Here is a 24,591-nt window from a genome sequence, read left to right on the forward strand (position 1 = left end):
CTTATTTGAATATACTAATTGCACAGCCTCCGCCTTTGGCTAAATTAATATTTAATATGGTATTATTATCTACCATTACTTTTTCGATGATATAAGCCTCTGGATTAGTGTTCCAGTGGGCATTGGGTGCATCACGATAAATAATGGCTTGATACTTCGTTCCTTTGTCCAGGAAGTTAAAGTTAATGATTGCTTTATGGGTATTTTCATCACTCACTGCGCCTACAAACCAGTTATTTTTTCCTTTTTGTTTACGGGCAATCGTGATATAATCTCCTGGCTCTGCTTCCAGCATTTTAGTATCGTCCCAATCCACAGGTACATCTTTAATAAATTGTAGTAAATCTGGATGGGCATTAAGATTCTCAGGTAAATCGCCTACCATTTGCAAAGGACTATACATGGTTACATACAAGGCCAATTGTTTGGCGATAGTCGTTCTTACCCTAGTTTTACGTTCGGGTACAAACTGATTCAAGTGCATTCTAAAAAAACCTGGGGTATAATCCATCGGCCCGCCCATGAGTCTAGTAAACGGTAAGATGGTTTCATGCTCGGGGACTAATCCCAAAGTTGGGGCATTGTTAAATTCATTTCCACGGGCGGCTTCATTGGCTAACCAGTTTGGATATGTTCTATGTAACCCTGTAGGACGAACAGACTCGTGTGCCTCTAACATGATTTTATAATCTATCGCTTTGTCAGCCACTCTGTTATAATGATTCACCATCCACTGACTGTCATGGTGTTCGCCTCTCGGAATAATTTTACCTACATAGCCTGTTTTTACTGTATTGATGCCCTTTTCGTTCATCAACTGAAAAGCCTTATCAATTCTACGTTCATAGTTGGTCGCTGAACCCGAAGTCTCATGATGCATAATCAATTTTACGCCTTTTTGCTTGGCATAGGCTAGCAATTCATCTAGGTTATAATCAGCATAAGGCGTTACAAAATCAAATACTTCTTCTTTCCAATTACCAAACCAGTCTTCCCAACCCTCGTTCCAGCCCTCTACCAAAACACCGTCAAAGCCATTTTCAGAGGCAAAATCAATATATTTCTTTACATTAGCTGTATTAGCACCATGTTTTCCACTGGCTTTTTCCCAAGTAGCTTTACCAACGTGCATTTCCCACCACATTCCAATAAATTTCTGTGGTTTTATCCAAGATGTATTTTCTATTTTAGAAGGCTCGTTTAGATTCAAAATCGTTTTGGATGCCAAAATATCTATCGCTTTATCACTGATAATGATGGTTCGCCAAGGGGTTTTGGCAGGCGTTTGCAAATACGCTTTGTTGCCTACTGCATCAGGAGTAAGGTGTGTAGTAAGTTTGAAATTCTTTCTATCAGCCAATAGGTGCATTACTGGATAATTCACCAAAGCGGCCTCGTGAATGTTTACATAAATCCCTTCTGGCGTTTTCATCATCAAAGGCGTTTGGATAGCATTATCCGCTATTAATGACTGCAGCGCTATGTCTTTTTCTTTATGTGCTGCCGCTAGTGCGTGTATATCACTAAGCTTGGTGGTATTGTATAAATATTCATTGGTATCATAGTCGCCTGGAATCCAGAAGGTTTTATTGTTTCCTGCCAAATTAAACTGTGTTAATTCTTCGTCAACCACGAAGTGTTTAAAGTTAGCTTGCTCAGGAAACTCATAGCGAAATCCTACGCCATCATTAAATAATCTGAACACAATTTGCAAGAGTACATTACCTGCATTGACGGCTTTGAGCTTCAGTTTTACTTCTTTATAATGATTGGTAATGGTTTTGACTTCCCCCCAAACGGGTGTCCATGTATCATAATGGGTGGAGGTATCAACAGAAACTATGTTGAAATGATTAAGTAATAAAGCGGGCTTACTTAGTTTAAATCCTAGCGAGGAGGGCTTTATCACAACAGCATTCTTAAGGCGAATATCATACGTAATTTCTCCTTTTTGTTGAAGAGAAACATGTAGCCTAAGGCGACCATCAGGCGAATTTAATTCAATTACTTTTTGTGCTATGCCTACAAAAGAAATGCAAAGCACCATCAGAAATGTGCCTAAATACTTCATTGATTATAATTTTATTATTGATAAAAATGGTTAATCTTCTTGCTTTAAGCTATGAGCTATGAGCTATGAGCTATGAGCTATGAGCTATGAGCATTTTACTTTTTGTTTTTTTTTTCAGTCTTACTGCTCTCTCATTGCTCACTGCTAACAGCTTAAAGCTTAAAAACTCTCAACTTATCGTTGTTTACGCCAACAAACAGAAATTTATCTACAGCTTTGGTTTCTCTAACATCGCCACGTAAGTACAAGCCTGATTTTGTAACGGGGAGATTTGTAAAGCTAAAATTGCCTTTATTTAACAAAACTACGCCATAATTGGCATCTACCTTACCAATTCTCAATCTAAATTTACTGTTGTTTCCTGCCAATAATAAATCTTTCTTTCCGTCATGGTCAATATCCTCTATCGAAATAGCGTATACAGGGGCATACTGTGCTTGAAGGGGTAATTCATGAGCGACAAATGCACCTTTATTGTTTTCAAGGACGATGGTTTTTAAATTAACAATTTCCTTCTTATTGGCTTTTGCTAATTGATTGGCATCAAAAAAATCCTCCATTTTAGCTTCCGAGAAAACCTGATAATTAGGAAACTTCTTCTTTAATGCAGGAATCTGCTCTGCCATTTCATCTCTTGAACAAGCTGGATATGGTTGCCCTTGAATATAATAATTTAAGAAGAAATCCATCGTTCCATTCTGGTCAAAATCATCATATATTAAAAAGGCTGGTTCCGCTTGTGATGCCCTTATTTGGGTGTTTGTTCCAAGATTTCCCAACACCAAATCTTCATCACCATCATTGTCTAAATCTGCCTTTTCAATCCTGTAATTCCAACCCGATGGTACGCCTAGGGTTGTCTGAGTAAAACGAAAGTTCTTGTTATTCTTTAATAATACTGGCGACATCCACTCTCCTACTACAATTATTTCGTCAAAACCATCTTTGTCAGTATCTATGATAGTAGCATCTGTCACCAATCCTAAAATGCCTAATGATACTTTTGTAAAATGCGCTTTACCATCGTTTTTCAATAAGAAACTTTCTTCCTCCGTTGGAAATCTATTGGGCTTGATATGTCCTCCTACAAATAAATCGATGTCACCATCTTTATCAAAATCAGCAGCTTTTACACATGAAGTATTGGCTTGGTCTTCAAAAGAGATACTCTTCTGAAAATTTCCTTTGCCATCATTTAGCCACAATTCGTCGTTTTGCTCTTCATACTGCGCATTCCCATAATTGCCATTCGTAATGTATAAATCTGGGAATTTATCTCCGTTAAAATCTGCGATTACAGCATCTTGATTAAACTTAGGGGCAAGATTTGGCAATTCTTTTTTAGTAAAACTCCCATTCGCATTTTGTAAGAAAAATGCTCCAGCTTGTAGTTTTGTTCCACAGATAAATACATCCTTCTTGCCATCTGCATTCACATCTCCTACTGCCATTCTTGGTCCAGAATATGAATAATGAGTAGGCAACATTACCTGTCTATCAAAATTATTAATCGGATTTATCGCTGGAAAAAATACTGGTGATTCAGTCGCAGTGAACAAAACATCTTCAGTTTTCGATACTGGATTAGATGCTGTTACAGCATTTTTCTCCTCTACTACCAACATTTGATTTACTACAGGATTTGTAATTTTCTGCAATTTGCCATTACTCCAAACAATGATTACTTCTAAAGGCTTTGTTGTTTCGGCTATACCAAAAAGCAAATCCGTTATCGCACTCGACTGAAAACCATGTGTCGCCGTAACTTCTTGAACCTGTACATTTTCACCTGACCGGATACTTACTTTAGCGCCAATGCCAAAAGGGTTTAACACATTCCCTTTTAGGTGAATTCTCAGAAATTTAGCATTAGTATTATCTTCAATGCTTTTGTTATTGTAGATATGTGCAGTTTCATTCAGGTTATTCGTGATGATTTCTAAATCACCATCGTTATCTAAATCTGCATAAATTGCTCCACTTGCTACTGTGGGCGTATCGAAGCCCCAGTTTTTTTGCTCATTAGAAAAAGTCAGGTCATGGTTATTTCTAAAAATATAGTTCTTCGTTTGGCTCGTGGGCATTTGTTGTAAATGCTCTAGCATAGGCTTTTTAATCCCATTTTCCTCTTGCTCGCTAAAGTATTTAATAAAATCAGCATTGGTATAGTCTTTCCCGAGACCATTGCTCACGAAAATATCTTTGTAGCCATCTAAATCAAAATCTGCTAAAAGCGTTCCCCAACTCCAATCTGTATTCGATATGCCTGATAGTTGTCCAATTTCTGCGAATGCTCCATTTCCCAAATTCATTTGCAACATATTGCGCATATTCTCATGCCAAAAGCCATTTCGCAACTGTGCATCGTAGGTATTCCAACTATCCGACCATAATAATAACTTTTGGCGGGCATTGTCTTCTGGCAACATATCCAGTGTAAAAATATCTGGCAATTCATCATTGTTTACATCGGCAATATCAACCCCCATCGCGGAATAGGCAGTATGCTCAATTCTATCACGCAATTCATCTTTGAAAGTGCCATCTTTTTGATTGATGTATAGATAATCATCTTCTACATAATCGTTGGTAACATAAATATCTGGATAACTATCTTGATTCACATCCGCCACAGAAACGCCTAAGCCAAATCCTAAAGGATTTCCTTTAATGCCTGTTTCAGCAGAAACATCTGTAAAATGTGGTGCTTCGCCTAGTTTAGTATCATTTCTGAATAGTTTATCTCCTGCGTTTTCATCTCGTGCATTACGCATTACAGCGGCCTCCTTGCGTTGATAACCTCCTAAATTATGATTGATGAGAAAGCAATCTAAATCACCATCCAAATCATAATCGAGAAAAGTAGCCTGTGTAGAATAACCTGAATCAGCTAATCCATATTCCTCCGCTTTTTCCGTGAAAGTAAGGTTATGGTTATTAATAAACAGTTGGTTTTTGCGTAAGCTAATCTCTCTAAGTCCAGAGTAACACACGTAAATATCTAGCCAACCATCGGCATTAATATCAACAATACTTACTCCTGTTTTCCATCCTCCCTTTCTTCCCGTTACGCCCGCTTTGGTCGTAATGTCTTCAAAATTTAGTTTATTCTCTTTAGTAGTGTTTAGGTATAATTTGTTCTCAACCTGATTACCCGTAAAATACAAATCCGCTAATCCATCATTATTAAAATCTCCGGCAGCTACACCGCCACCATTATAAAAATATTCGTAATTCAAGATATTTTCCTTCTCAGATTCTTGAACATTGTTAGCGAATTGTATTCCAATTTCTTCAGCATTTACTTGTTCAAAAAGTGTCTTATCTTGTTTACAGGCATCCAAAAACAATAGGAATAGACCTCCTATGATTATATATATAATGTCTTTTTTGCTCATCCAAAGGGTAAAATTTTATATATCAATACTGTTTTTTTTACAAATCTAATGGCTAATGACTCAAAGCTTATAGCTATTGAATGTTATTCTTTAAAAGCCTCTGGCTCAGTCTTGGTTCTGTATTTTCCTTCTACACAATAAGCCTTGGGGCCACTGATAGCACCTGGTGGAGGAGGCAATACTCTTCCTTGATAAACAACCAATACAGGTGAGTAATTTAAAGTACCTATTTGTCTATCCACATAAATAATCTTTTCTTGTGAACCAAACACCTGAAAAGCACCAAGGATTTTCTCGTTAGGATCACTCAAAGAAACCATATTCGGACTAAATTGTGTTTCGGCGGGTACGTCAAAAAGCGTTCCCGAACCTTGGGTAACATCTTTGATGCTCCTAAAATATCGAAACATCTTTTCAGAAATGGCTCGTTGTTCTACTTTTAAATAATAGATACTTTTATTGTTATATGGCACACGCGCAATCGGATAATTGGTCACCTGTTGTCCATTCATCAATTTATCCGACAATATATTGTACGTTTCATTGAACGAAATATCAAAACAGGTTTCATTACAACCATAATTTATCAATTCTGGAAAAGTTTGCCCTTGTGGAAAATTCTGTTCTATACTACATTTCTTTAGAGAATAATCATAACCACGTTCGCAACTGGCACAAAAGACAGTACGTTCGTAATGCGTCCATTTCCATTGATAATAATTATCAGCTTCGGGCGAATCCTTGAAATCAAGCGTTACATCAAACCCTACGCTTCTGGCATCCGTTAAGGGATAATTATCTTTTACGCTAAATTGATACTTAACAGTATCAATAGCTGGAGCAGCTTTTAATATTTCAGGACTAGATTCATACTTTTTTCCATTAGATAAATTAATGTGTAAGGTATAAGCATTGCCCACAATACCATGATAAGTAGCGGACGTGATATAAATACCATTATCCGTTTCTGTGAGATTTTCTCGTCCTCCTTTATCGTCAGTGATAAATACTTGTGCATTTTTTACGGGCACATTATCCACATTAATCGTAATACTGGGCGACGAAAAAGAAAGCACTACTTTATGTGGTCCTTTTTGATTTGACAGCGTAGCCTCTACCGTCAGAAAAGCGGCACTATCTATCTGTTCAAAGTCTCGTATTTCAGTAATACAAGACCAAAAACCCACTGAAAATAGTAAAAAATATATGATAAAACGCTTCATAACCACCATTTAAATTTGAAATTATAAGCTATAAGAACCAAATGACTTGTAAAAACACGAACAATTGGCTCCCTATTCCAAAGAGACATATTGTCTTTTTTTCAACCTAATACTGACTCAAAACCCATTGCTTAAAGCTAATAGCTTAGAATATCTTTAATTGCTATTCGCTCAAAGCTGATAACTCAAAGCTCATAGCTATTCTTTAAAACCTTCAGGTTCTGTCTTGGTTCTGTATTTACTTTCTGTACAATAGGCTTTCGGGCTACTGCCCCCTGTTGGTATTGGTAACTCTCGTCCGCGATAAACGACACGTACAGGTGAATAATCCGTTCTTTGTCTGTTAACATAGATAATCTTTTCTTGTGAACCAAACACCTGAAAAGCACCAATAATTTTCTCGTTAGGGTCGCTTAAGGAAACCATATTCGGACTAAATTGCGTTTCGGCTGGCACGTCAAAAAGTGTTCCAGAACCTTGGGTAACATCTTTAATACTTCTAAAATACCGAAACATCTTTTCAGAAATAGCTCGTTGTTCTATTTTCAAATAATAGATACTCATGCTACTATATGGCACACGCATAATAGGGTAATTCACCACTTGCTGACCATTCATTAGTTTATCCGATAATATATTATATGTTTCGTTGAACGAAATATCAAAACAAGGTTCTAAACAGCCATAATTTACCAATTCTGGAGAAGTCTGTCCGTATGGATAATTCGGTTCTATGCTACATTTCTTTAGTGAATAGTCGTAACCACGTTCACAACTAGCACAAAAGACGGTACGTTCATAATGTGTCCATTTCCATTGATAATAATCAGCTGTTTCGGGTGAATCTTTGAAATCGAGCGTTACATCAAACCCTACACTTCTGGCATCCGTTAATGGGTAATTATTATTTATGCTAAATTGAGTTTTAATGGTATCAATAGCTGGAGCAGCTTTTAATATTTCAGGGCTTGATTCATACTTTTTCCCATTAGGTAAATCAATATGCAAAGTATAAATATTGCCCACAATTCCATGATAAGTAGCAGAGGTCACATAAATGCCTTTATCCATTTCCGTGAGGTTTTCTCTTCCTCCTTTATTGTCTGTAATAAATACTTGTGCATTTTTTACGGGTACATTTTCTACATTAATCGTAATACTGGGCGACGAAAAAGAAAGTATTACTTTATGTGGTCCTTTTTGGTTAGACATCGTAGCTTCTACTGACAAAAAAGCGGCACTATCTATTTGTTCAAAGTCTCGAACTTCGGTAATACAAGACCATAAGCCCACTGAGAACAGCAAAAAATATAGTATAAGACGCTTTACAACTTTCATTTAAATTTGAAATTATAAGCTAATGAAACCAAAGGACTCGCAAAAACACTTAGCTGATATACCTTTGTTCCATCTTTACCGTTGGTAAAAAATACGGAATAAGGGTTCGAACGTCCATAAATATTATATACTGTAAAAATCCAACTTCCCTCCCACCTTTTCTCTTTCATACTTGGGTTGGTAATCGTCCAAGAAAAATCTAAGCGATGATAATCAGGAATTCTATCATTATTTCTACTCAAATACAAAGGCAATTGTTGACCGTCGAGCGTATAAGTACCCGCTGGCGACGAAAACGGGCGACCAGTGTTATAGGCAAAAATAAACGAGAAACTATTGTGTTTATCAGGCGTAGCATTGAACACTATATTAACAGTATGAGGTTTATCATAATTGGCAGGATACCAATTTCCTCCATTAATTCGCTGTTCTGGATATTGCCCCGTAGTTTGTATAAACGACCTTGCATAAGTATAACTAAACCAACCTGTTACCTCTCCCTTCTTTTTAGTAATCATCAATTCCGCACCATACGAACGTCCTTTCCCTTTCAGTAGCTGTGTTTCCAAGGTTTGATTCAACTGCAAATTCGCACCCGACACATAGTCTACTACATTGTTAATGTTACGGAAATAAGTCTCCAAAGATGCTTCCCAAACATTATCATTCCATGTTTTGAAGTAGCCTATAGAAGCAAAATCGCTTGTTTGTGGTAATACGTTTTCGTCAGAAATTTTCCACCGAGAAGTGGGTAAAGGAGTGGTATTGTTAGAAATTAAATGTAAAAACTGTTGCATTCTGTTATATCCAAGCTTAAGGCTAGTCGTAGGGTTAAACACATACAGCATCGTTAATCTTGGTTCAAAACCTCCGTAGCTTTTGGCAACACCATTTTTTAGTTCTGTCGAAATCAGCGAGACGGTAGATTTTGGTTCACCTTCCAGATACTTCCTTACTTCAATAGGTCCTAGATTCAAAAATTGGGTATAACGCAAGCCATACTGAATGGTTAGGTTATCATTCAATTTGTATTCATCATCAGCATAAACGGCCAATTCTAATGCTTGTTCTTTTTCTAATTCAACTTTTGAGATTTTCGATACAATGTCTCTATTCAAACTCCCCGGACTCAAATCATATCTAACAGCACTAAAACCAAAATTAGCTTTGTGTTTTTCAGTAAAGGCATAATCGAGGTTGGCTTTGAAGTTTTGGTACTGGATACTATTCTTTAAATCTATTCGGTTAACTGAATCGGGTGACTCTGTAGTTGTTTTATATTTACTAAAAGCCGCTATCAGTTCAAAACTCGCTTTCGCACTAATGTAGTGGTTCCACTTCAAAGATGCATTTTGATGCCCATATCTGAATTCAGATTCTTTGGCGATTACGTTTTCTAAGCTAAACAATGAATCTACCCGATAATAATCATGACTTAGGTAAGTCATCAACGAGATGGTATTGTTTTTATTAGGTTTATAAAATACCTTGGTAGCTATGTCATAAAAATTGGCTCTGGTATTTTTGATGTTATCAGGGGCAAAGGCTTTGAACCAAAAATCATTGTAAGATACCCGACCTACTGCTAAAACAGATAGTTTGTTTTTTACGATGGGAATATCCAACAATAATCTATTCGATATTGGTCCTATTCCGCCTTCAATTTTAAATTTATCCAGACTTGGGTCAATCATTTTAATATCCAAAACCGATGCTGTTCTGCCCCCAAAACGGGCAGGCACTCCGCCTTTGTATAGTTCTAATTCACGGATACCATCTGAAGCAAAAATAGAAAACAATCCAAAAAGATGCGTTGGGTTGAAAATGGGTGTATCATCAATGAAAATCAAGTTTTGGTCAACAGCTCCACCACGCACGTTCAATCCATTGGCACCTTCCCCTACCGACGACACCCCTGGCAAGGTTTGAAGGCTACGCAGAATATCTACTTCGCCCATCATAGCAGGAATTTTCTTGATACCTTTCATGCTGAGTAAAGAAACCCCCAACGAAGGCGTAAGAATGTTCTTTCGGGTAGCAATACTAGATACGATAACTTCTTCTAATTGCTTAGTAACATCCTGAAGCTGTATATCAACTACTGTATTTTTAGTGAGCTTAATATATAACCTAAAAGGTTTATAGCCCAGATATGATACTTTCAATACATATTCGTCTTCAGGAATACGAAGAAAATAATTACCAAGAGAATCGGTTAAAATGCCTGATTTCTTAAAATCTATCGAAATGATAGCACCTACTAAAGGCTTACCTGTTAGTGCATCTGTTACATTTCCTTTTAATGAATATGCTTTTCTTTGTTGTGCTAGGAGCGTACTTGAGAAAAGTATAAAAATCAACAAAACAATAAACTTATTAGGCTTTGTTAAAATCATGTCTAAAACAATATTTAATATGCTTGACGATGAAAAATTATAATCATTTTAGTATTTACTGTAGAATGCTTTTTTCTCATCAATCTCTAAGAAATCGATTTTAGGTTTTTTACAAACTACCAACCCTTGCACATCATAAGTTGGGTTATCAGCATCAATTTTAGGATACTTCTTTGCTTTACCCTCAATTTTTATCACTATTCTTTCTTTTGTCAGTGCTTTGAAAGTAATGGTTCCTTCTGACATCAAATAGCCCTCCCCAAGTTTATTTGCTTTATCCTTTATTCTACCAAACATTACGTTGGAGTAGCTACTGGCTAATTTTATAGGTATTTTAATGGGTCTACCTTTATACCAGTCTATCCCACTAAAATGTATCATCGTATTTCCTTCAAATTGATCAAAGAAATTGATTGTAAAAGAACGTTCAACAATTTCTAAATGCCCTGTAAAAACACTTTCCGCATGATAGAAATCTGCACCATTTAATTTAAAGATGAACTTAGATTGATTATTCTTTAATGATTGATAAATCTCTTCTTCTCTTTTATCAGAAGAACAAGCCGTTAAAAAAAAGCAAGTAACGAATACTATAAATACTTTAGATAATAAATAAACACGTTTAATCATTCTATTTTTTAAAATTTATTGACAGATGAGATTAATAAAAAAATGCTCGTATGTACGAGCATTTTTTTATTGCATTAATATTCAAATCTTCTAGTAACCAAAGTTTTGGGTTAAATTCGGATTAACTTCCAATTCTCTTTGAGGAATAGGGAATACCACACGATAGTCAGGTGAAGTAGCGGCACGGTTATCAACTGGTGCTAAGAACTTACCAAAACGAATTTGGTCATTTCTTCTCCAACCTTCCCAGTACATTTCACGTCCACGTTCTGCTAATAAAGATGCTTCTGTTAAAGTAGCTAATGGATCAACGCCACGAGTAGTTCTCAAGCTATTAACAATTGTTAAAGCTCCCGAAGTATTTCCACCTCTAAACAAAGCTTCTGCTTTCATCAATAAAACATCTGCATAACGGAAGAATACATAATCATTGGCTGGTGAATCTATATCAGTGATATCTGGTGTATATTTAATTACACGAATACCTGCTCTTTCATTGGCATTTTTAATATCAACATCAGCAGTAAATACTAATGGTTTACCTTCTCTATCCAATAACGCTACACCATTCAATCCATATTGTTGACCAATCAAGAACCCAGCACGAACACCACCTTTATCAGTTAAACCAGGGATAGCAGCACCTATACGACTATCTTTTTGCTCAAAACTGTTATAGAAATCAGCTAACGTAGTGAATCCATTCCATCCACTAGGAATAGTACTATAGTGAGACGTCATATAATAACGGTTTCTTACTGAAGAGTTATTTAAAAGACTAGCTCCTTTTTCATTTGGAATCACAAAAATTAATTCTTTTGATTTAGTACTATTGTCTGGGTGGAAGTTGTCAAAATAGTTTGCGGTCAAACTGTATTTCCCTGAATTGATGATAGCATCAGCATACGTAACCACAGCATCCATATCAGCTTTAGCAAAGGTAAACGGACCAGCTGGTTTGGTTGGATCTTGGGAATAAACTGCTTTGTTCAAATATATTTTAGCCAAAAGGAATGAAACTGCCTCTTTAGTTGCCAAACCTGTATTTGTAGCAGAAGCATTATCCAAATCACCAATTACGGCTTTTAAATCAGCAATAATTTGGTCAGTCGCCTGACTACGTGTTAACCCTAATGGTAAATCATTTGGCTTAGCTAAATCTTTAAATGCTACTTTACCAAAGATATCTACTGTATAAAACATGTAGAAAGCACGTAAGTATTTAGCTTCAGCAACTTGTTTTTTAGTTGATCTCGTATCAGCAATAACTTCATTTGCTAAGGCATGGCCTCTGTTCAAGTTGTTCCAAGCGTTCAATACGTCATCACTTTGGTTAGTCCAAGTATGCGTATGAAGGTTTCTCCATCTACCATTATCATCCCAGTCAGCACCTCTAGTTGGACCTTGCATCTCATCAGAAGGATGTTCTGTCAAAGCATAGATTGCAGCTTGGTCAGTGAAAGTTCCTAGACTTTGATAGGTTGCTTTGAGTAGTAAGTCAACAGCAGTATTCGATTTACTAGTACGATCAAGCACAGCATCATCTAATGAACTACACCCAATCGTTCCAGTCATTAATACAGTGATTAATGAAGGAATTAATATTTTTCTTATATTTTTCATTTTATATTTCAGATTTTTTCAACTAAGTACTATTCAAACAATTTAACTAAACTATTTTGTTATGAATTGGCACTAAAATATTCCTAAAAATTAGCACTAAGACCAATAGTAAATGTTCTTGCTTTTGGATATGAAATATAATCAATACCTAAAGATGGAACTGCGTTAGTACCTGAACCTCTTGAAGCTGCTGGGTTAGTAATTTCAGGATCTAAACCAGTATAGCTAGAGATTAACAATAAGTTCTGTCCTGTTAATGAAATATTAAGCGATTTAGCAAAGCTATTAGCTGGCAATTTAACATTATAACCTAATGACAAGTTAGATACACGAATAAAGTCAGATTTTTCTAGATAGAACGTAGAAGGCACTGGTGCATCCCCATAAGCTTGACCTGTAGTACTTGAAAGGGTTTGGTAAGTAACGTTATTACCTTGTTTCAACGAAGCTCTGTTCAATACAGCGTTAGCAGTGTTGTTGTAAATGTAACCACCTGACTGACCGTTGATGAATAAACTTGCATTCCAAGCTCCAAAAGTAAAGTTGTTAGTTAAACCCCAAGTCATTGAAGGGAATGGACTTCCTTTGTATGTTTTCTCAGCACCTAAGATGGTATTACCATTAGCATCATATCCTTTAAAATCCTGTAAGAAGAAACCATATAATGGATATCCTTGAGTAATTGGTTGAATATAAGCACCTGATAAACCTTGACCGTACAAGTTACCTGTTTGGATCGTAGCAACATCTAATCTAGCAACGTTGTTTTTCAAGAAAGTACTGTTAACCATCACTTCCCAATCTAATTTCTTACCTGATAAGATTTGGTAATTTAAACTAAATTCAACCCCTGTGTTTCTAATATCAGCAGGAATATTGCTCCATCTCGTTGTTGCAGTTTCAGGGTTAGCTGCGGCAAAAGGGAACAATAGGTTATCAGTACTTTTGTTGAAATAATCAACCGTACCCGATAACTTACCCTTCAATAAAGCAAAGTCAAGACCTACCCCATAAGCAGTAGTTGTTTCCCATTTAATATCTGGGTTAGGAACATTTTCTTTAGATACGTTCCCTCCTCCAGAATTAGGAGCATAAGTAGCCAAAGAAGTATTTGTTGGAAACTCTTGGTTACCAGTGATACCATAACCAGTTCTTAATTTCAAGTCAGAGAAAATCTCTTTTGGAATGAATGATTCGTTAGATAGACGCCAAGCAGCACCAAAAGATGGAAAATAACCATATTTGTTATTGATACCAAATTTAGATGAACCATCCACACGAAGGGTAGCTGTTAACAAATATTTTTCATTGTATGTGTAATTTACACGTCCAAAATAAGACTGTAACTCACTTTGTCCTTTTCCTGAACCACCTGTATATGCCTTATTTGTTCCGCTATTATCTACAAAGCCTATATTATTTGTTAAATCACTACCAGGAACAGCAATAAAGTAATTTGCTTGTACATAATTGCTTTGGTTTTCGAATTTCTGATATGAGAAACCAGCAAGAGCATCCAATTTAGATTTTCCTATTACATTTTTATAATTTAAAGTATGCTCGATTGTAGTAGTAGTAATATAACGGTTAGCAATTCTAGCATAACCTTGGTTACCAGCAATACTGTTTGCAAAACCTATAGCACCTGGTAGAACAGCTGTTCTACTTACTGCATCTGAATTATCTAAACCAAAGTTAGCTTTGTAAAATAAATCTTTAGTAATGTTCCATATTCCACTAAAGTTCATCAAAGTTCTTCCTGTATTAGCACCAATGCTGATTTGTTCTAATAAAGCAACTGGGTTACGGAAAGCAGGCGTACCATTAGTAAAGAATGTACCATCAGTAGCATAAATAGGGTATGTAGGGTTTGTTTGAATTGATCTACTGATTACGTTTCCTTCAAAACCGATGTCCCCACCAATCGCAGCACTTTTGTCTTTAATTCTTGAAGTAGTCATTGCTACTGCTAAAACTACTTTGTTATCAAACAATTTGTGCGTAGCATTGATACGAGCCGTAAGCTTGTTCATTGCTGTTCCTTTCACTGTACCTTGTTGGTCGTTATAACCTAAAGAGAAGAAATAGTTAGTATTATCATTTCCACCACCGTAACTCAAGTTATAGTTTTGAGTGATTGCTGTGCGATATACTTCTTTCTGCCAGTCTGTAGTAGCACCACCATTAATCAATTTACTAGAAACATCTAAGCCAGCAGCTGTAGCATTTTTCAAGAAATCAGTTGGTGACATTACGTCATAGTTCTTGTAATTATTTGAAATCGAAGTATTTGCCGAGAAGTTCAAATTACTTTGTCCTGATTTTCCTTTTTTAGTTGTAATCAATACAACACCGTTTGCACCTCTAGAACCATAAATAGCTGCCGCAGAAGCATCTTTCAATACTGAGATATTTTCAATATCGTTAGGGTTGATAAAGTTCAATGGGTTTTTAGCGGCTGCATTACCGAAACCAGCACTACCGTCAGCACCATCTGTTGTACTTGAGCCATCCAAAGGAATACCATCAACAACATATAATGGACCATTACCAGAACGAATTGAAGTGGTACCACGAATACGGATATTAATACCAGTACCTGGCTCGCCACTGTTTGGTGTCATTTGAACACCCGCTGCACGACCTTGCAATAATTGTTCTGGAGAAGCGATAACACCTTTGTTAAAATCTTTAGAAGTTAAAGCTACAACACCACCTGTTGCATCCTTTTTAGTAGTTGTACCATAACCTACTACCACTACTTCGTCTAAAGCTTTAGTTTCGGAAATTAATTGCACGTTCACTTCTGTTTGGCTTCCTACTGCAACTTCTTGCTTTGCGAAACCTACAAAAGTAAATACCAATGTAGCATTACTAGGCACAGAAATCTTATAAGCTCCGTTAACATCTGTTTGAGTACCTCTATTTGTACCTTTTACTGCAACTGATACACCTGGCAATCCTGAACCGTCTCCTGATTCTGTTACTTTACCAGTTATAGTTCTATCTTGAGCATTTACGCCCATAGATACAAACATAGCAACAGCCATCATAACTACTTTAACTAGCGAGTTTGATGCTGCACCTTGTCGCACAGAGCGACAGAACCATCTGTAAAAATGATTATTCATAAGGTTTTGTTAAGATTTGAAAATGGTTAATGAAATCAAGAGTAATTTCACAAGATTTTTAATGAGAAAGAAAGGAAAACTACCGCTTATTAAGTTTCAAAGAGAATGGATGCGAAGCATGAAACTTTGGTATTTTCACAATAAAAAATGTAAAATTGCTCTAATAAATCACTGCAAAGTAGAGGAAAAAGTTTCTATAATTCAATTTTTTTAGGAAAAAATTTAATTCTTTGTTTTTTAATTTTTACAATAAAATTGTACTTATACTTATTTTAAAAACTTAAGCAATAGCATCGTCCCTAGCAAAACTGTTCAAATAAAGTGCTTAAAGGCTCTTTTGTTAAAAAATGTTAAATTTTCAATTGACATTCTATTAATGTATTTTTGTACTTTTTCAATACAAATATCTTAATAAAATATTTTTCTAAGTTTCAAATTGATTTTATTGGTAAATTTGAAGTCTGAAAAGAGAACTTAGAAAAACTATATTATTCTTTGTAAAATCCAAAAATGACCAATCCAAACATTCTTACTCAACTTGCCAGTCAATTAGAAGGTGAACTCTATTTCGATACTGTCATGCGTACCCTCTACGCAACTGATGCTTCGGCCTATAGAGAAATGCCTCAAGCTGTGGCACTTCCGAAAACGATTGAAGATATTAGAAAATTAATAAATTTCGCTCGTGACAATAAGACTTCCATTATTCCACGAACAGCTGGTACTTCGTTGGCGGGCCAAGTAGTTGGAAACGGCATCGTTGTGGACGTCTCTAAGAATTTCACTAAGATACTGGAAGTCAACAAGGATGAACATTGGGTAAGAGTACAACCAGGGGTAGTACGCGACGTACTGAATATAGAACTTAAAAAACATGGTCTGTTTTTTGGACCAGAAACATCTACAGCCAACCGTGCCATGATTGGCGGGATGGTGGGTAATAACTCTTGTGGTTCAAACTCGGTAGTGTATGGTTCTACCCGCGAGCATTTGATGGAAGTAAAAGCTATTTTAGCGGATGGAACTGATGTGGTTTTCAAAAGTGATAGCTTAAACGAGTTTAACGCACTTGTTGAGTCGGCACGAAGTAAAAATGGGTCGGCTACTTTGTTGGACAAAATTTATTTGAAAACCAATCAGGTGCTTTCAGATGAAAAAAATCAGGCGGAAATCAAGAATGAATTTCCTAAACCAACCATTGAAAGAAGAAATACGGGCTATGCCTTAGATATGTTATTGAATTGCGAGCCTTATACTGAAGGAGGCAAGCCTTTCAATTTCTGTGAATTGATTGCTGGGTCAGAGGGTACACTTTGCTTTTTGACAGAAATCAAATTGCATGTAAACGATTTACCTCCTAAAGAAATAGGCTTGGTTTGCGTGCATTTTAATAATGTAGAGGAGTCATTAAGGGCTAATTTGATTGCCTTAAAATACAAGCCTTCGGCTTCGGAATTGATTGACCACTATATTTTGGAATGTACCAAAGCAAGTGTAGAACACAGTCAAAACCGTTTCTTTGTATTAGGCGACCCAGGAGCTTTATTGGTAGTAGAATTGCGTTCTGATAATAAAGAAGATATTGAGATACAAGCTAAAGCCATGGAAGCAGAAATGCGTGCGGCTGGTTTGGGTTATCATTTCCCTGTGATATATGGTGAAGACACCAAAAAGGTTTGGAATCTTAGAAAAGCAGGATTAGGCTTATTGTCTAACCTTCCAGGTGATGAAAAAGCCGTGGCTGTTATTGAAGATACTGCCGTGGATGTAAACGATTTACCAGATTTTATCCGTGAATTCAATGAGATTCTGACTGCTAATGATATGTATTCTGTACATTATGCCCATGCAGGTTCTGGCGAAATTCACTTACGTCCGATTATCAATTTAAAGACAATTGAAGGAAATAAGCAATTTCGTTTGATTGCCGAGCAGATTGCGACGTTGGTAAAAAAATACAAAGGTTCGCTTTCGGGTGAACATGGCGACGGGCGTTTGCGTGGAGAGTTCATCAAACAAATGGTGGGTGACCATAACTACGAATTGATGAAGGAAGTAAAGCGTACTTGGGATCCATACAATGTGTTTAATCCTAACAAGATTGTGGATACGCCTCCAATGGATACGTTTTTACGCTATACTCCCGGACAAGAAACCCCAGCATTTAAAACGACTTTCCGTTTCCAAGACCAAAATATTTTACAGCATGCCGAGCAGTGTAATGGTTCAGGGGATTGTAGGAAAACGCCTGCTTCGGGTGGAACGATGTGTCCATCGTACATGGCAACTCGTAACGAAAAAGAAACTACCCGTGCTAGAGCCAACATTCTTCGTGAATTTTTAACGCATTCGGATAAAGCCAATCGCTTCAATCACGAAGAAATCAAGGAAGTATTTGATTTATGTTTGGCTTGCAAAGGTTGTAAAGGCGAATGTCCATCAAATGTGGATGTAGCGAAATTGAAAATGGAATTTTTGCACCAATATTATAAAGAAAATGGTGTACCGATTCGTAGTCGCTTGGTAGCAAATTTTTCTTCCCTTTCAAAGGTGGCGTCTTATGTGCCGTGGGCTTATAACTTTATTTTTGATACGCCTGCTCTTCGTAAAATTGCCAATACTGTAGTAGGTTTTCACCCTGACAGAACGATGCCTTTGTTGGCGGACACTACTTTGAAGAAGTGGGCTGGTAAAAATCTCAATCCTACAATGTCTCAAACAATCACTCCCCTTGCTGAAGGAGTGAAGTCAAAGCAAGTATTCTTATTTATTGATGAGTTTACTAACTATAACGATGTTGAAATTGGTATTACTGCCGTTAAGTTGTTGAATCGCTTGGGTTATGAGGTAATCATTCCTAATCATGCAGAATCTGGACGTCCGCAGTTATCAAAAGGCTTGTTAGATGATGCTAAGAAATTGGCTAATAAAAACGTTAGCCTTTTAAAAGATGTAATTACAGCAGAAATACCTTTGATAGGTATTGAACCTTCGGCAATTCTTACTTTCCGTGATGAATATCCTGATTTGGTAAATGATGATTTAGTGGATGCGGCTAAAGCTTTAGCTAAAAATGTCTTTATGATTGAAGAATTTTTAGCCAAAGAAATTGATGCTAAACGTATTTCTAAAAAGGTATTTACTACGGAGAAACGTTTGATTAAACTGCATGGACATTGTCAGCAAAAGGCATTATCTAGTTTGGTACCTGCGAAGAAAACCCTTTCGTTACCTGAAAACTATGAAGTACAGATTATTCCTTCAGGATGTTGTGGTATGGCGGGTTCTTTTGGTTATGAAAAAGAACACTTTGAACTATCGAACCAAGTAGGCGAATTGGTACTTTTTCCAACGATTCGTCAGCAAGGTGAAGATGTAATTATAGCCGCTTCTGGTACAAGTTGTCGTCACCAAATTCATGATGGTACAGGCAGAACGGCCAAACACGCTGTTGAGATTTTGTTTGAGGCTTTGGTGTAGATATTATTCTTTTATCAACTAAAATCAATTATTTATAATATGTAGCGGTAGCCCTTGTGGTTACCGTTTGCATTTTAAAAGGTTTTCTATTTCCTTAACAAAGCAATAATATATCAGTACAGTTTAATCCTTTTCCCTCCTCTATCTTTGTGGTAAAATCAACCTACTTTTGAAGAAAACGGTTATAAGTAATCTAAGTTATTTTCAGATTGCCAACATCCGAATTCTGATAGCCAATAACAAAATCAACACATGGAATCAAGAAGAGAGTTTATCAAAAAAGCGTCAGTATTAGCTAGTGGGGCAAGTTTTCTAGGAATGTTGCCCGCTTCTATTCAAAAAGCAATGGCCATTAACCCTGCCGAAGGAAGTACTTTCTGGGATGCTGAACATGTCGTGATTTTGATGCAAGAAAACCGTTCGTTTGACCATTGTTTTGGTACTTTACAAGGAGTGCGTGGTTTTAACGACCCGCGTGCTATTACCCTGCCTAGTAAAAATAAAGTGTGGTTACAACAAAACGAAAAAGGTGAAACCTTTGCTCCTTTCCGTTTAAACCTGAGAGATTCTAATGCCACTTGGATGAGTTCATTGCCACACTCTTGGGAGAATCAAGTGGATGCCCTGAACGGTGGTAAAAATGACAAATGGCTTCATGTAAAACAGTCTGGGCATAAAGAATATAAAGATTTACCCCTGACATTGGGTTATTATAATCGTGAGGATATTCCTTTTTATTATGCTTTGGCAGATGCTTTTACGGTATGTGATCAAAATTTTTGTTCTTCATTAACAGGCACTACGCCCAATCGTTTATATTTATGGACGGGCACGATTCGTGAGCAACAAGATTTTTCTTCAAAAGCCAATGTTAAAAATGAAGACCTTGATTATGGTAAATGGGCAAAATGGAAAACGTTTCCTGAACGCTTGGAAGAAAACGGGATTTCTTGGAAAATTTATCAAAATGAAATTAGTTTGCCTACGGGCTTAGAGGGGGAAGGCGATGCTTGGTTAGCTAATTTTACAGATAACCCTATTGAATGGTTTGAGCAATATCAAGTAAAATTTTCACCTGAATATTATCGCTATATTCAGGAAGTAGTGAAGTTTTTACCAAAAGAAATCGAAAAACTGACTAGCGAAATTCCTAAACTTGCTGCGGGTAGCGATGCTTTGAAAAAAGCTGAAAGGGCTTTGGCACAGAAGAAAATGTACTTAAAAATTGCTCAGGAAGATATTGTTAATTATACACCAGAGAATTTTGCAAAGCTTTCTACTTTCCAGAAAAACATCCACCAGAAAGCATTTACCAACAACCGAAACGACCCACATTTTCACGAGCTTACGTCATTAGAATATACTGACAATGGCACAGCCAGAAAACTAGAAGTTCCTAAAGGTGATGTCTTACATCAGTTCAGACAAGATGTAACCAAGAACCAATTACCTGCTGTTACTTGGCTAGTTGCTCCTGAAAACTTCTCTGACCACCCTGGTGCTCCGTGGTATGGAGCTTGGTATTTATCAGAAGTGATGGATATTCTTACGCAAAATCCTGAGGTTTGGAAGAAAACTATTTTCATTTTAGCGTACGATGAAAACGATGGTTATTTCGACCATATTCCTCCTTTCCTTCCTCCGCACCATAAAATAGCTAATACTGGTAAAGTATCTTCGGGCATTGATGTGTCGGTAGAACAAGTGAATATTAATGATGAGAAAAAGCGAGGTTATAAAAACCCAGAAACCGAAACCCGTGATGGTGCTATCGGTTTAGGTTTTAGAGTCCCTTTAGTAATTGCTTCGCCTTGGAGCAGAGGAGGCAATGTATGTTCTGAGATATTCGACCATACTTCTATCCTACAGTTTTTAGAGAAATTTCTGAGTAAAAAAACGAAGAAAAATATCAAAGAAGAAAACATTTCGGAATGGAGAAGGACCATCTGTGGAGATTTAACCTCGGTGTTTAAACCTTACAATGGAGAGAAAATAGCGCTCCCTACTTTTGTTGAAAAAGAGCCATTTATTCAAAGCGTACATAAAGCTAAATTTAAAAATGTACCGTCTAATTTCAAGGCTTTATCGGCTACAGAAATCAGCGAAGCTAATACAAAAGGCACTGCATCTGACCTGATGCCTAAACAAGAAAAAGGTATTCGTAAAGCTTGTGCTTTGCCTTATGAATTATATGTAGAAGGTAGTTTGAGTGCTGATAAAAAATCTTTTGATATTACTTTTTCGGCTGATAATAAAGTATTTGGCACAAAATCAGCGGGTGCTGCCTTTATAGTTTATGCTCGTCAATCGTTAGCCCAAAAAGATGAATTACATACACGCAACTACGCTGTAAAGGCTGGAGATATATTAAAGGATAGTTGGCAATTAAGTGATTTTGGTGATAATCAATATCATATAGAGGTGTATGGCCCAAATGGTTTCTTTAGATGTTTTAAAGGAAATGCGACAAGTTCTAAGGGTGAAACGACACTAACGTATCAAGGCACTAAACCAAGTTTAACAGGAAATGCTGTCTTGATGCTAAAAAATAATGACTCACAAACGCTTCGTTTTGTCATTGAGGATATGAGCTATAAGACAGGCAAAAAAGTAGTAGAAGTAGCCAAAGGCAAAACGGTGTCTGTTACTTTAGATTTAGCAAAAAGTCATGCGTGGTATGACGTTTCAGTAAAAATTGAAGGGAACTTAACCTTTGAACAACGCTATGCAGGACACATTGAAACTGGGAAAGAAAGCTATACTGACCCAGCTATGGGGCAAGTAGTATAGGCTTTATTGGCTATTCCCTGATGGCATGACTTGAAGTCATGCCATCAGTATTTGTAATACAAAACCATTTTTATAATTATATTATCCTATCCAAAGATTAGACAAGTTTCAAAAGTTGTCTAATCTAAAATCCTTACAGCCAATCCTTAGCTAACATCTTCACAAGCCACACCCTAATTAATATTAGATTAGAAAAAGTTAAGCTTAATGTTACAAAAACTATTCTACACCTTAATTTTAGAGAAAATTTGCTCAACCTACTCAGCATGAAAATCATAAAACTCTTAAAAATTAGCTCGCTGGTTTATTTATTGATTCCTACTTACCTTTTTTTACTGACATGGGTAAAGCTTGAAATTGGTATCTCTGCTTGCTTGATAATTAGTATTTTTGCTTTTCAGTATCTTAAAAATCTTCAATCTAATGATTTTCGTACGCTGAAAAATCCACTCTCTTGGCTTACGGTTTTTGTAGCTTTTATCCTTGCTTTAGTTATTAATTTATTAGTGGGTATCGGTGAATTCAGAGAGCAATCGATTGATTTCATGGCAAATAACCTAAAATACCGTGACCTTGTCCAAAATCAATGGCCTTTGTATTATCCAACATTTAAGGTTTATATGTGCTATTATCTGGGCTATTATTTACCTACAGCAGGCTTGGGAAAACTCGTTGGGTTAGAATATTGTCGGTATATTTCTTTGATTTGGAGTACCACTGGCACTTTCTTGGTATTTGTGTGGGCAAGTACTTTTTTAGATAAATACAGGATTATGGCTATTGCTGTAATCATATTGTTTTCAAATGCTTGGCTATGTTATAAAGTCATTTATTGGCTAGATTTTCAGACTTATATCTATCCTCCCTATCATGTAAAACTCAATGCTTTCTGGCTAATGCGTCCATCTTTTTGGGATGGATTTTCTTTAGCCCCACAACATATTTTACCTGCTTGCTTGGGTGCGTGTTTTATGTTAGAAGCCAACCTTGTAAAGAAAGTAAATTTAGATGAAATCTTATTGATGTTATTAGCCACCATGTATTGGAGTCCGCTAGCAAGCATTGGTATTTTCCCTTTTGTATTGTATTATTATTTAAGTAATTGGTCGATATTCTTTCAATGGAAAAGTATATTACTAAAGATAATGATAGTAATAGCTTTTAGCCCACTAATGATCTACTTTCTAAGTACACAAGGTGTAAATCATGGCAATACCTTATTTATGTGGCAAGCGGGGATTAATCAATGGTATTGGTGTTATCTCTTTTACATCGTTTTTAATTTCTTGACGTGGTATTTTTTCCTAAGACAATTCGAGCATCCTTTCAAAAAGATGGTAGGGGTTTCATTGTTGTTTCTCATCATTATACCCTTGTATCAAATTGGCATTGCTAACGATTTAAACATTAGGGCTTCTATTCCTGCTATGCTCATTCTTACGGTAGCTATTGCTTATGTCTTTGTGCATCACCGTAGTCGCAAAACATTTTATTGGTTGGGCATTGCATTCTTTTTGATTAATACATTGCCTACTTTACATCAAGTTTACAAAAGTATGTTGCCTTCAAAACCACAGACTACCATCGTAGAAGCGGACTATCGACAATTGCATAATATGTTATCTTTCCAACAAGTAATGTATGGCGATAGCACGGCTGTGTTGGAATACTCTTTGAAGAATGGTTCTTTTTTTGAGAAGTGTTTGTTGAGGAAGTAGGGGTATTTTAAATATATTTCCCTTAAAATTTTCGATTCTTCATTTTCTATTAGCTGGTGACTTAAGTCACCAGCTAATAGAAAATGAATTTTGAGGATATAATATAGAAGCTTCTTCCTCAGAAATATCATTGTTAGTTTAATTTCAAGCAACCATAATATTTCCTAAAAAACAAAAAACTCCCGCTCAAGTGAACGAGAGTTTTAGAAACCTAACCACTAAATATTTAAAATTTTACTGAGCATTTAAAATACTGTAATCATCTTTTAAGCGATTTCTTTTTGCACAAGATGACAGTTTATGCTACTTTTCTGTTGTCTTTATTAACGTTACTAGTCCTATTTCTCTTTGACTTTCCTTGTCGGTATCATACATTAGAAAAACTGTCTGATAGTTTTTTGTTTGTACCGAAACCTGAAAGCGTTTATTCATATCATCACTTATTCATTAGTACGATAAAAAATATCTTTAGGTGACAAGGTTAGTCCATTATTTTTCATCTACTTTATTGAATTTATCAAAAACGTGCGGACTACTAATTGAATTATCTAAAACAGTGGGCGGATTTGTGTAAAGAAACGATATTTAGGAATTTAAAGAAGTGGCATATTTTACTAGCATCTGTGGCAAAGGTAGAAACAGGGTATAAAAACAAAAAAATAAAGGAGTCCAAACTTATAAATCTGCACTTATTTATTGAGTGATTGAGTGAATTGTGAATGAGTGATTTATTATAATTGTGAGTTAGTGGGTTGTGAATTAAGAGTTAGTGAACTGATAATTAGCTAGTTGT

12 protein-coding genes are annotated in these 24,591 nt (G+C 36.2%); 3 read left to right on the forward strand and 9 right to left on the reverse strand.

Annotation, left to right across the window (positions count from 1 at the left end; genetic code table 11):
- Position 1 precedes the first annotated feature (1 nt).
- From AC1RNE_RS06395 to AC1RNE_RS06430, 8 genes are all read right to left on the reverse strand, one after another.
- Positions 2–2,071 (reverse strand): glycoside hydrolase family 97 protein, encoded by a 2,070-nt coding sequence (locus tag AC1RNE_RS06395; protein ID WP_492800191.1) that lies wholly within the window; start codon positions 2,069–2,071, stop codon positions 2–4.
- 152 nt (positions 2,072–2,223) lie between these two features.
- Positions 2,224–5,469: a VCBS repeat-containing protein gene (locus AC1RNE_RS06400; RefSeq protein ID WP_492800192.1), complete on the reverse strand. Its 3,246-nt coding sequence runs from the start codon at positions 5,467–5,469 to the stop codon at positions 2,224–2,226.
- An 83-nt stretch (positions 5,470–5,552) separates the two neighbouring features.
- On the reverse strand, positions 5,553–6,692 hold the full coding sequence (locus tag AC1RNE_RS06405) for a DUF4249 domain-containing protein (protein WP_492800193.1): 1,140 nt from the start codon (positions 6,690–6,692) through the stop codon (positions 5,553–5,555).
- A 198-nt stretch (positions 6,693–6,890) separates the two neighbouring features.
- A complete protein-coding gene (locus tag AC1RNE_RS06410) occupies positions 6,891–8,030 on the reverse strand; it encodes a DUF4249 domain-containing protein (protein WP_492800194.1) in 1,140 nt (379 codons plus the stop codon).
- Positions 8,027–10,426 carry a TonB-dependent receptor gene (locus AC1RNE_RS06415; protein WP_492800195.1) on the reverse strand — a complete coding sequence of 800 codons (2,400 nt, stop codon included), beginning with the start codon at positions 10,424–10,426 and terminating at the stop codon, positions 8,027–8,029. Before AC1RNE_RS06415 ends, AC1RNE_RS06410 begins: the two co-directional genes overlap by 4 nt.
- 48 nt (positions 10,427–10,474) lie before the next feature.
- A complete protein-coding gene (locus AC1RNE_RS06420; RefSeq protein WP_492800196.1) occupies positions 10,475–11,056 on the reverse strand; it encodes a hypothetical protein in 582 nt (193 codons plus the stop codon).
- Between the two features lie 90 nt (positions 11,057–11,146).
- Positions 11,147–12,679, reverse strand: a complete 1,533-nt coding sequence (locus AC1RNE_RS06425) for a RagB/SusD family nutrient uptake outer membrane protein (RefSeq protein WP_492800197.1) — start codon at positions 12,677–12,679, stop codon at positions 11,147–11,149.
- Between the two features lie 83 nt (positions 12,680–12,762).
- Complete coding sequence (locus AC1RNE_RS06430) at positions 12,763–15,810, reverse strand: SusC/RagA family TonB-linked outer membrane protein (protein ID WP_492800198.1); 3,048 nt, start codon at positions 15,808–15,810, stop codon at positions 12,763–12,765.
- A 510-nt stretch (positions 15,811–16,320) separates the two neighbouring features.
- Here AC1RNE_RS06430 and AC1RNE_RS06435 point away from each other — a divergent pair.
- The 3 genes from AC1RNE_RS06435 to AC1RNE_RS06445 all read left to right on the forward strand — a co-directional run bounded on the left by AC1RNE_RS06435 (position 16,321) and on the right by AC1RNE_RS06445 (position 23,798).
- Entirely contained in the window at positions 16,321–19,290 is a 2,970-nt protein-coding gene (locus AC1RNE_RS06435) for an FAD-binding and (Fe-S)-binding domain-containing protein (RefSeq protein ID WP_492800199.1), read from the forward strand.
- A gap of 252 nt (positions 19,291–19,542) precedes the next feature.
- Positions 19,543–22,080 carry a phosphocholine-specific phospholipase C gene (locus tag AC1RNE_RS06440; protein ID WP_492800200.1) on the forward strand — a complete coding sequence of 846 codons (2,538 nt, stop codon included), beginning with the start codon at positions 19,543–19,545 and terminating at the stop codon, positions 22,078–22,080.
- Positions 22,081–22,346: 266 nt separating this feature from the next.
- Positions 22,347–23,798 carry a hypothetical protein gene (locus AC1RNE_RS06445; RefSeq protein ID WP_492800201.1) on the forward strand — a complete coding sequence of 484 codons (1,452 nt, stop codon included), beginning with the start codon at positions 22,347–22,349 and terminating at the stop codon, positions 23,796–23,798.
- A 303-nt stretch (positions 23,799–24,101) separates the two neighbouring features.
- On the opposite strand, the gene AC1RNE_RS06450 is transcribed toward AC1RNE_RS06445, so the two are convergent.
- Complete coding sequence (locus AC1RNE_RS06450) at positions 24,102–24,230, reverse strand: hypothetical protein (protein ID WP_492800202.1); 129 nt, start codon at positions 24,228–24,230, stop codon at positions 24,102–24,104.
- Positions 24,231–24,591: the final 361 nt, after the last annotated feature.

The sequence above is a fragment of the Arcicella sp. GW822-FHT02H01 genome (assembly GCF_058802005.1).

Bases quoted from the DNA above. Each gene is read 5' to 3' on its own strand.
- AC1RNE_RS06395 (WP_492800191.1), bottom strand. From the start codon at position 2,071: ATGAAGTATTTAGGCACATTTCTGATGGTGCTTTGCATTTCTTTTGTA.
- AC1RNE_RS06400 (WP_492800192.1), bottom strand. From the start codon at position 5,469: ATGAGCAAAAAAGACATTATATATATAATCATAGGAGGTCTATTCCTA.
- AC1RNE_RS06405 (WP_492800193.1), bottom strand. From the start codon at position 6,692: ATGAAGCGTTTTATCATATATTTTTTACTATTTTCAGTGGGTTTTTGG.
- AC1RNE_RS06410 (WP_492800194.1), bottom strand. From the start codon at position 8,030: ATGAAAGTTGTAAAGCGTCTTATACTATATTTTTTGCTGTTCTCAGTG.
- AC1RNE_RS06415 (WP_492800195.1), bottom strand. From the start codon at position 10,426: ATGATTTTAACAAAGCCTAATAAGTTTATTGTTTTGTTGATTTTTATA.
- AC1RNE_RS06420 (WP_492800196.1), bottom strand. From the start codon at position 11,056: ATGATTAAACGTGTTTATTTATTATCTAAAGTATTTATAGTATTCGTT.
- AC1RNE_RS06425 (WP_492800197.1), bottom strand. From the start codon at position 12,679: ATGAAAAATATAAGAAAAATATTAATTCCTTCATTAATCACTGTATTA.
- AC1RNE_RS06430 (WP_492800198.1), bottom strand. From the start codon at position 15,810: ATGAATAATCATTTTTACAGATGGTTCTGTCGCTCTGTGCGACAAGGT.
- AC1RNE_RS06435 (WP_492800199.1), top strand. From the start codon at position 16,321: ATGACCAATCCAAACATTCTTACTCAACTTGCCAGTCAATTAGAAGGT.
- AC1RNE_RS06440 (WP_492800200.1), top strand. From the start codon at position 19,543: ATGGAATCAAGAAGAGAGTTTATCAAAAAAGCGTCAGTATTAGCTAGT.
- AC1RNE_RS06445 (WP_492800201.1), top strand. From the start codon at position 22,347: ATGAAAATCATAAAACTCTTAAAAATTAGCTCGCTGGTTTATTTATTG.
- AC1RNE_RS06450 (WP_492800202.1), bottom strand. From the start codon at position 24,230: ATGAATAAACGCTTTCAGGTTTCGGTACAAACAAAAAACTATCAGACA.